11 protein-coding genes, 5 tRNA genes and 1 pseudogene are annotated in these 12743 nt (G+C 43.3%); 16 read left to right on the forward strand and 1 reads right to left on the reverse strand.

Features of this window, described 5'->3' with window-relative positions; all coding sequences use genetic code 11:
• Positions 1-122: 122 nt before the first annotated feature.
• The 13 genes from nadD to KHZ77_RS00790 all read left to right on the forward strand — a co-directional run bounded on the left by nadD (position 123) and on the right by KHZ77_RS00790 (position 8052).
• Positions 123-734 carry a nicotinate-nucleotide adenylyltransferase gene (gene nadD, locus KHZ77_RS00730; protein ID WP_295194683.1) on the forward strand — a complete coding sequence of 204 codons (612 nt, stop codon included), beginning with the start codon at positions 123-125 and terminating at the stop codon, positions 732-734.
• Complete coding sequence (gene yqeK / locus KHZ77_RS00735; RefSeq protein WP_295195103.1) at positions 731-1342, forward strand: bis(5'-nucleosyl)-tetraphosphatase (symmetrical) YqeK; 612 nt, start codon at positions 731-733, stop codon at positions 1340-1342. The genes nadD and yqeK overlap by 4 nt, the downstream gene beginning before the upstream one ends.
• A gap of 8 nt (positions 1343-1350) precedes the next feature.
• Positions 1351-2391, forward strand: a complete 1041-nt coding sequence (locus tag KHZ77_RS00740; protein ID WP_295194684.1) for an LCP family protein — start codon at positions 1351-1353, stop codon at positions 2389-2391.
• Positions 2392-2420: 29 nt separating this feature from the next.
• Positions 2421-2783 carry a ribosome silencing factor gene (gene rsfS / locus KHZ77_RS00745; protein WP_295194686.1) on the forward strand — a complete coding sequence of 121 codons (363 nt, stop codon included), beginning with the start codon at positions 2421-2423 and terminating at the stop codon, positions 2781-2783.
• A gap of 1 nt (position 2784) precedes the next feature.
• Complete coding sequence (locus KHZ77_RS00750) at positions 2785-3687, forward strand: S1-like domain-containing RNA-binding protein (RefSeq protein ID WP_295194688.1); 903 nt, start codon at positions 2785-2787, stop codon at positions 3685-3687.
• Positions 3688-3696: 9 nt separating this feature from the next.
• Positions 3697-5049 carry a Trk system potassium transporter TrkA gene (gene trkA / locus KHZ77_RS00755; RefSeq protein ID WP_295194690.1) on the forward strand — a complete coding sequence of 451 codons (1353 nt, stop codon included), beginning with the start codon at positions 3697-3699 and terminating at the stop codon, positions 5047-5049.
• A 10-nt stretch (positions 5050-5059) separates the two neighbouring features.
• Positions 5060-6568: a TrkH family potassium uptake protein gene (locus tag KHZ77_RS00760; protein ID WP_295194692.1), complete on the forward strand. Its 1509-nt coding sequence runs from the start codon at positions 5060-5062 to the stop codon at positions 6566-6568.
• 101 nt (positions 6569-6669) lie between these two features.
• Positions 6670-7284 carry an MBL fold metallo-hydrolase gene (locus KHZ77_RS00765; RefSeq protein ID WP_295194694.1) on the forward strand — a complete coding sequence of 205 codons (615 nt, stop codon included), beginning with the start codon at positions 6670-6672 and terminating at the stop codon, positions 7282-7284.
• Positions 7285-7630: 346 nt separating this feature from the next.
• Positions 7631-7706 (forward strand) — tRNA-Asp (locus KHZ77_RS00770).
• Between the two features lie 5 nt (positions 7707-7711).
• Positions 7712-7787: transfer RNA gene (locus KHZ77_RS00775), tRNA-Phe, on the forward strand.
• A 5-nt stretch (positions 7788-7792) separates the two neighbouring features.
• Positions 7793-7867: transfer RNA gene (locus KHZ77_RS00780), tRNA-Gly, on the forward strand.
• Between the two features lie 6 nt (positions 7868-7873).
• Positions 7874-7948, forward strand: a tRNA-Cys gene (locus KHZ77_RS00785).
• A gap of 15 nt (positions 7949-7963) precedes the next feature.
• Positions 7964-8052: transfer RNA gene (locus tag KHZ77_RS00790), tRNA-Leu, on the forward strand.
• 154 nt (positions 8053-8206) lie between these two features.
• Here the strand turns inward: KHZ77_RS00790 and KHZ77_RS00795 are convergent.
• Entirely contained in the window at positions 8207-10054 is a 1848-nt protein-coding gene (locus KHZ77_RS00795) for a phosphoethanolamine transferase (RefSeq protein ID WP_295194696.1), read from the reverse strand.
• A 177-nt stretch (positions 10055-10231) separates the two neighbouring features.
• Here KHZ77_RS00795 and KHZ77_RS00800 point away from each other — a divergent pair, with 177 nt between their 5' ends.
• From KHZ77_RS00800 to KHZ77_RS00810, 3 genes and pseudogenes are all read left to right on the forward strand, one after another.
• Positions 10232-10969: a segregation/condensation protein A gene (locus KHZ77_RS00800; protein ID WP_295194698.1), complete on the forward strand. Its 738-nt coding sequence runs from the start codon at positions 10232-10234 to the stop codon at positions 10967-10969.
• A gap of 13 nt (positions 10970-10982) precedes the next feature.
• On the forward strand, positions 10983-11660 hold the full coding sequence (gene scpB / locus KHZ77_RS00805) for an SMC-Scp complex subunit ScpB (protein WP_295194700.1): 678 nt from the start codon (positions 10983-10985) through the stop codon (positions 11658-11660).
• A 221-nt stretch (positions 11661-11881) separates the two neighbouring features.
• Positions 11882-12589 (forward strand): annotated as a pseudogene (locus tag KHZ77_RS00810) (pseudouridine synthase); the annotation flags it as partial.
• Between the last annotated feature and the right edge of the window lie 154 nt (positions 12590-12743).

Raw genomic sequence — 12743 nt, forward strand, 5'->3', positions numbered from 1 at the left:
TATCTCCGGTACATGCAATCGCCGAAGGGCAGCTTTGAATGGCGCTCCTACGGTTGGGCCTTGTTACTTTTTATACTACTTTCTGTACTGGGAATGTTAGGAGTCAGGATTGTGATGAAGCTATGAATAAAACGGGGAATATCGGAATTTTTGGCGGAACATTCAATCCCATACATATAGGACATTTAATGATTGCCGAGCTGGCTTTGGAAGCGTATGAACTGGAACAGGTGATTTTTGTGCCATCCTATCATCCGCCGCACAAGGATAGCGACGTAATCGATGCCGTATATCGGTATGAGATGACCGCTGCAGCAGTAAGTGACAATCCCCGATTTACGATTTCCGATGTGGAGTTTAAACGTGAAGGTCCTTCCTATACGATTGACACGGTTAAATATTTCCACACTGTGTATGGTGAAGATAAAACCTATTATTTTATTGCCGGCACTGACACGATTCAAGATTTACCCAATTGGAAATATATTGATGAACTTTTACCTTTGTGCCATTTTATCGGTGCTATTCGTCCGGACGGTTCAGAGGGGATAGACAATATAATCGAACATTTCGGTGAATTGGGAAAACGTCGTATTCATCGGCTCATCGTGCCGACTATGAAACTTTCCGCCACGGACTTGAGAGCCCGTCTTCGGGAGGGCCGTACCATACGCTATATGGTGCCGCAGGCGGTAGTGAAATACATTCAGGAACACAACATTTATAAAAAATAAAACTACAATTATTAGGAAGTAAGGAAGTTATTAACATTATGTATGAACAACTAATTGATCAGTTAGAAGGTCAGTTGACGCCGAAACGGTTCGCCCATACGCTGGGTGTGGCCAAGGCGGCTCAATCACTGGCGGAGATTTACAATGTAAGTCCAAGCAAGGCATATTTAGCAGGGCTGTTGCACGATTGCGGCAAGGAATTGCCCCTCAGCCATATGCAGGAGATTGTAAAAGAAGCGCAAGTGAATGTAGATTTAGATATGTTCAATAATGGCGCATTGCTTCACGGTGTAGTAGGTGCCATATTAAGTCGCAATATATATGGTGTGGAAGATGTGAACATTTTAGATGCCATTCGTTATCACACAACAGGCCGCATTGGCATGACTGTGATGGATAAAATTATTTTCGTAGCCGATTATATTGAAGAAACCCGTAATTTTCCGGGCGTAGACAAGCTTCGTCAAATAGCCTTCGAAGATTTGGATAAAGCAGTGTTAGCCGGCTATGATTCAACGATTGGACATTTGCTGGATCAAGGTCTTTCCATTTATTTTAAAACGATTTTAGGGCGCAACGATATACTACGTCAGATTCATAAGGCATAGGATGAGTTATGGAAGAACTGAAGAAAAAGCCGCGTAAGCGTCGCAAAAAGAAAAAAGGTTCCATTCGCTGGGGGCGTGTATTCTTGGCCTTGCTGATTCTTTGCCTCTTAATCGGCGGTATCAGTTATGGCATCATGAAAGGCTATGAGTATTTTACAACCGGGGGCGCCAACAGTTCGAATGTGGCTGCGCCGGTGGAAACAACAACAGCGGATAAGCCGAAAGGGATTACCATCCCGTTGGAACAAAAATCACTGGACAAACCGATTTATGTATTGGTTATCGGTCGTGACAGTTCCAATCCGGCACAAGGTGATGCCACCTTTTTAATGTCAATTAATAAACAGCAGAAAAATATAGATATTATCGGCATTCCGTCCAATACGAAAATCGACAGCCGCGATAAAAAATCGACAGCCATGCTGAATACGATTTACAGTACAGGCGGCATCGAACTTACAAAAGCTGTGGTGGAGGATATTTTCCATATTCCGATTCCATATTATGTAGTTGTGGATGAGGCGGCTTTTAAAAAGAGTATTGATGTAATGGGTGTACCGGACATGTATGTAGAAAAAGAAATGGTTCACATCGACAGTACAACCAATACGGCGGATGTAAATTTGGCCCGCGGTTTCCAAACATTGGACTCCGATAAGGCGTACCAGTATGTGCGATTTGTGGATGAAGATTCCAACGCATTTAGTCGTACGCAGCGTCAGGAACGTCTGATTAAGGAAATGATTTCCATGCAGGAAAACAAATTTGCTTTAACCCGCATGTGGGAAACGTGGAGATTGTGGAGTTCCTTTGACAGTAACATATCTACGACTGATATGTTGCGCCTCGTTATGGATATGGGCAACTTGCCAACTTCTCAGATTCACTACTATATTTTGCCGGGGACAAAGGAAACTATCGGTGGTCAAATCTATTGGACCTATGATCCTACGGAAGCACAACAGCTCGTAGGCATCACAATGGGCAATGCGCCGGCAGACGGAACACCGGCTCCGGCCGATTCGACAAACCAGGCTAAAGAAGGCTAAATTATTTTCAAATGAAACAAGGAGTTCTAATGGAAGAAAAAGTAACAATTAAAGAATTCGCACTGGAATTAGGCCAGGCGGGATTCGACAAAAAGGGCAGTGACATTGTAATTATGGATTTGGAAAGTGTATCCTCCATTGCAGATTATTTTGTTCTTATCAGTGCCACTAATATTAAACAGGCACAGAGTATTGCCGATGAAATCGAAGATAAAGGCGCTGAATTAAGCCGTCCTGTTCTTCATCGCGAAGGTTATCATGAAGGGGAATGGATCCTTCTTGATTTCGGCGACGTTATCTGCCACGTGTTCGGCGGTAATGAAACACGCGCATTTTACGGCTTGGAACAGTTGTGGAACGATGCACCGCGCGTAGAATTTGTAGGGAAATAATATGGCTACAGAATTAATGGAAAATACCCTGGCCACCTTGAAAGTGCTGCGCCAAAGCGAGCAAGGCTCTTTCCTGGACGGTGGTACAGGTAATACGAATGATGATATTTTACTGCATAAGGACCAGCAGACCGAGCCGGTGAAAATCGGTGACGAAGTTCCTGTATTCCTTTATAAAGACCCGAAAGGCCGTTTAACCGCCAGTATGCGTTTGCCTGCTATTAAAGAAGGGCAGATCGGTTATGTGGAAGTTGTAAACGTTACTAAATTCGGCGTCTTCGTAGAAGTGGGAACTGAACGCGGTATTTTCATGCCCCATGCTGAAATGCGCGGCCGTCCTCAGCTGGGCGAAAAGGTTTGGGTTCGCCTCTATACGGATAAATCCGGTCGTTTGGCCGTATCAATGGATGTGGATGACGCTATGCGACGGGCCTCTAAACCGGCTACAGAAGCTGTAGTGGGCCAGATGGTACGTGGTGCTATTTATAACTACACGGCAGACGGTGCCTTCTTCATCACGCCGGAACGATGGATTGCGTTCCTTCATCGCAGTGAAATGACAGAACATTTAAAAGTGGGCGACATGGTTAATGCCCGTGTTACCTTTAAACGTGAAGACGGTCGTATCAATGTATCGATGCGCCCTGTAAAAGAAACGGCCATCACGGAAGACGGCAAGGTGCTCATGCAGTACTTGCAACAGCGTAACGGCCGCATGCCTTACAGTGATAAAACGTCGTCTGAAATTATTAAAGATAAATTCGGCTTCAGCAAAGCCGCGTTTAAACGTGCCGTAGGCCATTTGATGAAAGAAGGAAAGGTCATCCAGGAAGATGGCTGGACACTTTTGACAGATAAGGGAAAGGAATATGTAGCGCCTGAAAATGACGAGGCGGACGTATAGTATCATATTATGAAGATTATTGTTGTTGGAGCCGGTAAGGTGGGCTATTCGGTAGCACAGCGACTGGTTCAAGATGAACATGATGTTTATATTATTGAAAAATCAGCAGAGAGAATTCGCAATCTGGAAAACAGTCTTGACGTAAGTATTGTACAGGGGAATGGTACAAGCTTGCGCCTGTTGCAGGAAATCGGCATGGACGATGTGGGCATGCTGATTGCCGTTACAGATTCGGATGAAGTGAATATGTTAGCCTGTTCAGTAGCTAAAATTGCAGGCGTTCCCCGTACCATTGCCCGCGTGCGCGATAATGAATACTTGCGCGACGGCAACAGTGAGGTACAGGAGCGGCTGGGTGTGGATTTATTTATTAATCCCGAGTTGGTTACGGCACAGGAATTGGTTCAGATTCTGCAAACTCCGGCGGCCCTGGACGTGGAAGACTTTGCCAGCGGTGCCGTGCGTCTTATGGAGTTTAAAGTAAGTGAAGACGTGCAGTATGTAGGTAAGAAATTGCGTGATATCCGATTCCCGGCCGGTGTACTGATTGTAGGTATACTGCGAAACGGGGAAATGATTATTCCTCACGGTGAAAGTCAATTGCTCGCTTACGATAAAGTGTTCATACTGGGATCCAAAGACAGTATGGAGGAAGTAACACAGGAATTCCACGAAGAGAATATGGGCCTTAGAACTAAACGGGTAGTCCTCGTAGGGGCAGGCCTTATCGGCTGTAATCTGGCTATTCTTCTGGAACGGGCCGGTTTTATCGTTAAAGTGATTGAAAAAGATTTGCAGCGTTGTGAATACTTGGCCAATCAGGTAAATAACACCATGGTTATCAATGGTGACGGCACGAATATGGACTTGCTGGAAGCGGAAGAAATCTCTGACAGTGATGCCATTATCTGCCTTACAAATGATGATAAACTGAATTTACTGGTAGCTTTGTTGGCGAAGCATTTGGGCGTACCGAAAACCATTGTGCGCGTAGGTCGTCCGGAATACATTGTCCTTATGGAACAGGTCGGTATTGATATAGTATTTTCTCCTCGTCTGTTAACGTCCGGAGAAATTTTGCGTATGGTTCGACGCGGCGAAAATGTGCTCAACATTTCCACCTTCGAAGGTTCCAAGGCGGAAGCGGTGGAAGTGGAATTGAGCGAAGTATCGCCACTGGTTAACTGTGCATTAAAAGATTTGCGCCTTCCCGGCAAAGCCTTAATTGGCGCCATTGTGCGAAACGGAGCTACTATTGTGCCTACCGGTAATACCGTACTGGAAGCGCAGGATCATATTATATTTTTCACATTGCCTGATTATGTAAATAAGTTGCTCACTTATTTGCAACCGCCACGTTAAGAGGTGCCGTATGCGTATTCAAATTGTTATGCGACTGGTGGGTCAGCTTATGTTAATCGTATCATTAACAATGCTGGTACCTTTCTTTTACGGAATTATTTTTGAAGACATTTTCATATCTTTTCTTATCAGTACAATAGCGGCTGCCTCTGTAGGCGGTCTTTTGTACTACTATGGCGAAAACAGCCGGTCCTATAGTTTGCGTGACGGCTTTTTGACCGTAGGTTCCACCTGGATATTAGTATCCTTATTTGCAGCCTTGCCATTTTACTTTGGCGGCATTTTACCAAACTTTATCGACGCTCTCTTTGAGTCGGTATCGGGTATAACCGCTACAGGGGCCAGTGTAATCCCGGATATAGATGATATACCGCAGGCTTATGTGCTTTGGCGCAGCTTGACGAACTGGTTGGGCGGCATGGGTATCATCGTACTCGTTTTGGCCTTCCTGAAAAACTTAGGTGCCGATTCGGCCCATCTGTTTAATGCGGAAGCGTCCGTACCGCGTCCAGGCATCGTTATGCCTCGCATTCAGTCTGTGGCGTTAAAACTGTGGAAAATTTACTTAATCTTTTCCGCCATTTGCTTTGTGGCTTTATTATTGGCCGGCATGAGTCTTTTCGATGCGGTAAATATGACATTTTCCATCATCGCTACAGGCGGTTATACGCCTAATACGGGCGTAGCTGAAATCTATGCCAATAACGGCTATATTCGCTTTATTCTTATTACCTTTATGATCTTGGCAGGCGGTAACTTTGCGGTGTACTACAATGTGTTCCAACAGGGGTTTAAATCCCTCTGGGAAGATTTTGAGTATCGCATGTATCTTATGATTTTAGCGATTGGTGCAACCTTTGTAGTCTTGTCCTTAACGTTCCAAAGTAAATTATCCGTGTGGGAATCCATCAACATGGGGTCCTTCATGCTCGTATCCATGCAGACCGGTTCAGGCCTGTCTTTCGGGAACTACGATCAATGGCCTCCTTTGGGACAAATGATGCTGTTTACATCCACTTTCTTTGGCGGATGTAGCGGATCTACTACAGGGGGCATCAAAATTATCCGTTTTATTATTCTCATAAAGAGCAGTCTTATTTATTTGCGTAAAGCCATTCATCCGGACTTGGTACAATCCATTACAATTAATGGTAAACCGATGCCTAATAAATGGGTTCAGTTGGCACAGGAATTTTTCTTTTTATACTTAACCATTTTTGCCATTTCAGCCCTTTGCATCTCCGCTACAGGCATTCCGTTCGGAGAGTCCATTCAATGTGTGGCCGGTATATTGGGGAACGTAGGATTAGGGTTCGGTACCTTAGGACCATCCGGCTCCTTTGCGGTGCTTCATCCATTCGCCAAGATTGTTTGCTTAGTCGATATGTTGCTGGGCCGTTTAGAATTATTTACGCTCCTTGTATTATTGCATCCTGACTTCTGGCAGGGATACTTTGTAAAACGACGTAAGAAGAGCTATAAAATCATGCGTCCCGTACAATCTCATCGCCACTTTTAAATCCCATTGTAGCATTTAAGACTCATTGCAGGTTTCAGTCTCATTGTAGGTTTAAATCTCATTGCAGGTTAGTATTGCCAACAGTATTGCGAGGTTATCTTATGGAAATCATTAAACAACCTCTGGGCCTCTACAAAGCGAATTGCTATGTATTGGCGGAGGATAATAAGGCCCTGGTCATCGACCCGGGATTTCATGCCCATAGGGTCCTTGAAATGATAGGGGACCGCACGCTGTTGGCTATTTTGCTGACTCATGGACATTGTGATCACATTTGTGCCGTTGACGGTGTAAAGGCAGCATTTGATGTGCCTGTATATATGCACGAAGGTGACAGAGAGCTGCTTCAACTAAAACGGCGCATGCCGTCTGCATATAAAAAGCTCTGTAATTCGCCGATTGAGCCTATTACAGAAGGGCCTCTGAATATAGGACCTTTTCATTTACAAGTCTTTGAAATGCCGGGACATAGCAAAGGCGGAGTTATGTATCAGTGGGGGCAGCACCTTTTCACAGGCGACACACTGTTAAAAAACTCTGTAGGTGCCGTGACTAATTACAATGGCAATCAGGAGGAACTGGATAATACATTGCGCCGACTCATGACCTGGGACAAGAATTTAATCGTTCATCCGGGCCATGCGGAAGACACTACCATAGGGGAGGAGATGGCCCATAATCCATTTCTTCTAAAACTTATGGATAAAGCCGTGTAATATGTCTTGTAAAGAATGTAAAACAATATAAATTTATTGAAAGAGTTCTTACAAATCCTTGTGTTATGCCTATATATTTACAAGCTTTTACATCAAAAAAAATAAAAATGTAAAAAATAAAAAAAGGGCTTGTAAAAAAGTAAAATATGCATTATAATAAACTAGTTGTCAGATGACGGAACTTAGTAATGCACTGAGAATTGCGTCAAATAGGCAACTAGTTATTATTCATGTTGCAGTATGTCGGATTAATTTTGAATAAGTATTTAAAATTAATTATAAACTTTCAAAAAAGAGGACTTGACAATTAACTGCTAAAAACATATAATAACAAAGTAACGTAAACGGCCCCGTGGTGTAGCGGTTAACATGTCGCCCTGTCACGGCGAAGATCGTCAGTTCAAATCTGATCGGGGTCGCCACGTTTGCCCCGGTAGCTCAGTCGGTAGAGCAAAGGACTGAAAATCCTTGTGTCGGCAGTTCGATTCTGCCCTGGGGCACCATGTATGCGGAAATAGCTCAGTGGTAGAGCACCGCCTTGCCAAGGCGGGGGTCGCGAGTTCGAATCTCGTTTTCCGCTCCATTATTTGGCGGCATAGCCAAGCGGTAAGGCAGAGGTCTGCAAAACCTTTATTCCCCAGTTCGATTCTGGGTGCCGCCTCCATATTTTTCCACCCATGCCGGGGTGGCGGAACAGGCAGACGCAACGGACTTAAAATCCGTCGGTTAGAAATAACCGTACCGGTTCGATTCCGGTCCTCGGCACCATTTAGACTGAACATGATGTTCAGTCTATTTTTGTTTTTCAGCACTATAAAAACGTAACATCATGTCGTATGACAATAGGATAGAATAAATGTACTAATAACTTAAAAAGGCTATGCAGGAAACTCTTAGAGAGCTCTTGCATAGCCTTTTTTATTTATGGATCAACTGCTTCCGGATCATTGGAAAGTTTTTGTTGTCCCAACAAGGTTGTAAGGTTTGATTTGTTGAAGCGGTAGTCCGGATTGGTAAAATCTCGGCTCGGATCGTAATGATTGGATGGAGCCTGTAAGAGACCGGATACCATATCATAGAGTAAATCATTGGTAAAGTACTGATATTCGTGTTCACGCATGGTTTCCACGGTTGTTGGGTACGCTTCCTGATATGTTGGGGATACATACACCCAAAGAGGAATGCGTGCCATGTCGAAGTCGAAGATATCAGGGTTATGAGACAGTTTTAAGCTTTCTCCATGATCGGAGAAGTAAAGCATAGCCTGTAAGTTGAGATGTTCTTTAGCATAGGTGAAGATTTGCTGCAATACCCAGTCCGTATAGAGCTGGCTGTTTGCATAGGCTTCTTTGCCTTGAGGCACATTGCCGATTTTCCACTGACTAAACTCATGTGGATAGCGGTCATTATAGTAAATATGACTGCCCATAATGTGAATAACGATAAAGTTATTTTTAGTAGGATCGGCGTGAGGTAGCAAGGAAAGTACTACGCCGTCATATTTGTCTGAGAACATATAGGCTTCGTGAGCCCAGAGTGGACGATCTGCCGTTTTCGCAACTAGGGAAATCGCCGTATCATACTCGCCGTACACGCCCTGGTTACTAAACCAGCTAGTGTAATAGCCCGCCTTCTTAGCTACGTCAATAATAGTGGCGGAGTCCATGAATGGTTTGTCATCATATTGATTTCGTTCAGTTAATGCCCGTTCAAGAGTCGGTACAGTCTGCACATACGATGAGTACGCATTTCTAAAGAAAATGAAGTCCGGATTAGTGGTCGCCATTTCACTTTGCCATGGCGTATCATTATATTCGAAGTTAGGATTATACACCTTCATGTAATTACGAGAGGCCGATTCACCGATAACTACGATAATCGTACCCGGTGCACCTGTAGCGGCAGTTTCCTGCGTAGATAACTTCAAATTGTTATACACATCTTTGTGATGAATCGAATATTGCTGCAGTTCTCGCATGTATGTAGCTACATCCATCCAGTTTTTTACCATATCTGTATGGAAAAATCCCCACGTAGGCAAGTATACTAAAATGGCCAGGCAGCCTGTATAGAGAAGACCTTCGCGAATTCGGAAACGAAGTGTTTTATTCTCCTTGAAATGTTTCCGTTTGAAAGTAATCTTATACATGTGCCAATTGCACCAGAAGAAGAAAATGTACAGGAAGAAGAGCAGGAACCCAAGTCCGATAAGACCGGGAATACCGGCAGCGCTTTTTAAAAAGCCCAGTGCTTCTTCCGTATTCGTCTGATACAGGGCCATTAAAGTGGCCGGTGTCAAACAGTGCCATGTGTTGATGTAGTAACCGATCTGAATGAGTGGAATCATTGTCATGGCCCAATCAATCAAAGTTATGAATGTGGTTACAATGTAACGGCGTTTCGACCAAAGTGTTAAAATGTAATGTAAGGATGAAATGCCGATAAAGTACATGGTACCGAATAGGAAGTCCGGGTAAAACTCATAAAAGTAGAACGGCTTGGTATAGGACCAGTGATAAAGAAGCGGGTAAGTAAGCACCCACGCTATACCTAATATGAGATGAGCCCAAAAGCCGAGGCGTAACAGGTGTGTCCCCCAAAGCCACTGGCATAAAAAAAGACCGCCTATAGTAGGCAGTGCCAGGAGTGTAATGTCTTCCCAATCAAATCCCAGCGCTAAGGGTTCGTATGTAAAATAAAGTAAAGCGAAGATTAGAACAGCAAAGCCCGCATAAAGCAGAGAGGGCTTACGCCAAGAAGCTGTTAACATATATAACTCCTTTATAGTATATTTACAAGTTTTTTACAAAGTATTCTGTTTATCATCAATACGATATCAGAAATACTATAAAATTACAAGCAAAAAGGTGGAAGAATCCATAAATATTAGGTATAATTAATAGTTGACATTTTTCGGTAAATTCACAGTTTAAGAAAGGAGTTATATATGCAGTCTTACGAATATAAACTGGACGTATTTGAAGGCCCGCTGGACCTATTGTTGAGTCTTATTGAAAAACATAAGATTGACATATATGATATCCCCATTGTGGAGATTACGAACCAATATATGGAGCAGTTAAAGTTGTGGCAAACATTCGACATTAAATACAGCAGTGAATTTTTAGTAATGGCCGCCACATTATTACAGATAAAATCCCGCATGTTATTGCCTCGCACGGCAGCACTTAATCCGGATGAAGAAGTGGATCCGCGGGATGAACTGGTAGCCAATCTGTTAGAGTATAAACAGATTAAAGAACTCACTGATGCACTTACGCAGAAGACGGAAATGAGCAGCCAGAGTTTCAGCCGTCTTGACGCACTCAGTCAGTGGGGCCAAGAGTCGGTCTATCGTTTTGAACTTCGTCAACTTTATCAGTTGTTCCGCAGCTGTTACGAACGCAGTGAGGAAAAGGAAGTTGAACCACCAACCGTCAAAGTGGAAAAAGAAGAATATAGTTTGGAAAATAAAATTGACGAATTGCTATTGTTGGCTAAGACAAAACGTTCCATCAGTTTTAAATTATTAATGGATAATGCGGTAGTGCGTGCGGAAAAAGTAACAATCTTTTTAGCCGTATTGGAATTGTTGAAACGGCAAGTATTTTCCTTGCGTGCCCATAAAGAAGAAACCGCCGGTCATGGCGTAGAAGATATAACACTCATCAGTGCAGTTGTGTAGGAGCATAATGAATATGGATCGTACAGATATTGATATTACGGACAAAGAGACTATAGATGAAAATATTGTAGATAAAGATACAATAGATATAAATATAGTAGATAAAGATGCTACAGATAAACATATTAATGAATTACATATAGATACAATGCGTTCCGTACTTTCGGAAGAAAAGAAAATGCCTACGCACAAAGAATTGCTCAGCCATATTGAAGCGGTTCTCTTTTCAGCGGCAAAGCCTGTACCGTTGGCCTTGTTGAGCGAACTCTTTGAAATGGACGAACCGAGCATGAAAGAAACGCTCGACTCCTTTGAGGCACAGCTGATAAGTGAAGGACGAGGACTTCGTCTGAAAATGAGCGGCATCGGCTACGAGTTGGTAAGTGCGCCGGAAAGCAGCGACTATGTAAGCAAGATTCGTCAAAAAGAAGATCGTTTATCTCCGGCAGCTATGGAAACATTGGCTATTGTAGCGTTTAAACAGCCGGTTACGAAAAGTGAAATTGAAGAAATTCGCGGTGTAAACTGCGAAAAAGTGTTGAAGCAGCTGGTAGGACGCGATCTTGTGGCGGAATTAGGCCGCAAGGAAACAATAGGACGTCCCGTATTATATGGTACAACGGATACATTTTTGCGAAGCGTGGGTATTGAGTCTGTTGACAATTTAAAAGAAGAGCTAGGTACGGTATAATAAAAAGATAGAGAGTATTTGCTTTTTCAGCAGCATATGAATTGTACAGTTTCTGTTAATTTTATGTAAACCATGTAAAGTTAAATGTATGAATTGTGTAAAGAGCAAATTAAAACAATAAAGCAAATTGACGCAATAACTAAAAATAATAATAATAAATTTAATCGTAAATAGATAAAGACCATTTTGAAAATGGTCTCTAAAGAAGAAAAGAGGTAAGTATGGATACAGAACGTTTGCAAAAATATATCAGCCGCTGCGGCTATGTGTCCCGTCGTAAGGCGGAAGAACTGATTGTGGCCGGCAAAGTATTTGTTAACGGCCGTTTGGTTACTGAATTGGGTACAAAAATTAACCCTGCCGTTGACCGCGTTAAAATTGACGGTCAGCGCATTGAACCGGAAGCGTTGGTTTACTACGTGTTTAATAAGCCGAAGGGAAGTATTACATCTGTAGGAGATCCGCAAGGCCGTGCAACCGTTATGGATTATTTAAAAGACATTAAGGAACGTATCTATCCGATTGGCCGTTTGGACTACAATACGGAAGGACTTCTTTTGTTAACAAATGACGGTGCTTTGGCGCAGGCTTTAATGCATCCGTCCAAAGGTGTTAACAAAACCTATGAAGTAAAACTTAAGGGCCGTGTAGCGGATGAGCACTTGGAGTCTTTAAGTCAGGGCGTTGAGCTTGAAGATGGCATGACTGCACCGGCGGACATTATGGACTTCGGTTTTGACAGCAAACAGAATGTAACAACTGTGGAAATTACAATTCATGAAGGTCGCAACCGTCAGGTACGCCGCATGTTTGAACATTTCCATTACAGCGTTTATAACTTGAAGCGCATTGCTTACGGCGGAATTACCTTGGCCGGTCTTAAACGCGGCGCTTATCGTCCATTGCGTGATGATGAAGTTCGTCAGTTGAAAGGACTTGTAGACTTACCGGTAGGCAAGATTTCCCGTAAGAATAGAGAACAACAACGAGAAGGAGCTCGTAATGCACGACGTGGCGCATTTACCGGCACAGGTCGACGTACATCGGGCAGCGCCGGTGCATCCCGTCGTCGTGGTTCAGACG

Source organism: Veillonella sp. (genome assembly GCF_018364065.1).
Taxonomy (GTDB): domain Bacteria; phylum Bacillota; class Negativicutes; order Veillonellales; family Veillonellaceae; genus Veillonella_A.

Coding starts and splice junctions, on each gene's coding strand:
- nadD (WP_295194683.1), top strand. CDS start 123: ATGAATAAAACGGGGAATATCGGAATTTTTGGCGGAACATTCAATCCC.
- KHZ77_RS00740 (WP_295194684.1), top strand. CDS start 1,351: ATGGAAGAACTGAAGAAAAAGCCGCGTAAGCGTCGCAAAAAGAAAAAA.
- rsfS (WP_295194686.1), top strand. CDS start 2,421: ATGGAAGAAAAAGTAACAATTAAAGAATTCGCACTGGAATTAGGCCAG.
- KHZ77_RS00750 (WP_295194688.1), top strand. CDS start 2,785: ATGGCTACAGAATTAATGGAAAATACCCTGGCCACCTTGAAAGTGCTG.
- trkA (WP_295194690.1), top strand. CDS start 3,697: ATGAAGATTATTGTTGTTGGAGCCGGTAAGGTGGGCTATTCGGTAGCA.
- KHZ77_RS00760 (WP_295194692.1), top strand. CDS start 5,060: ATGCGTATTCAAATTGTTATGCGACTGGTGGGTCAGCTTATGTTAATC.
- KHZ77_RS00765 (WP_295194694.1), top strand. CDS start 6,670: ATGGAAATCATTAAACAACCTCTGGGCCTCTACAAAGCGAATTGCTAT.
- KHZ77_RS00795 (WP_295194696.1), bottom strand. CDS start 10,054: ATGTTAACAGCTTCTTGGCGTAAGCCCTCTCTGCTTTATGCGGGCTTT.
- KHZ77_RS00800 (WP_295194698.1), top strand. CDS start 10,232: ATGCAGTCTTACGAATATAAACTGGACGTATTTGAAGGCCCGCTGGAC.
- scpB (WP_295194700.1), top strand. CDS start 10,983: ATGGATCGTACAGATATTGATATTACGGACAAAGAGACTATAGATGAA.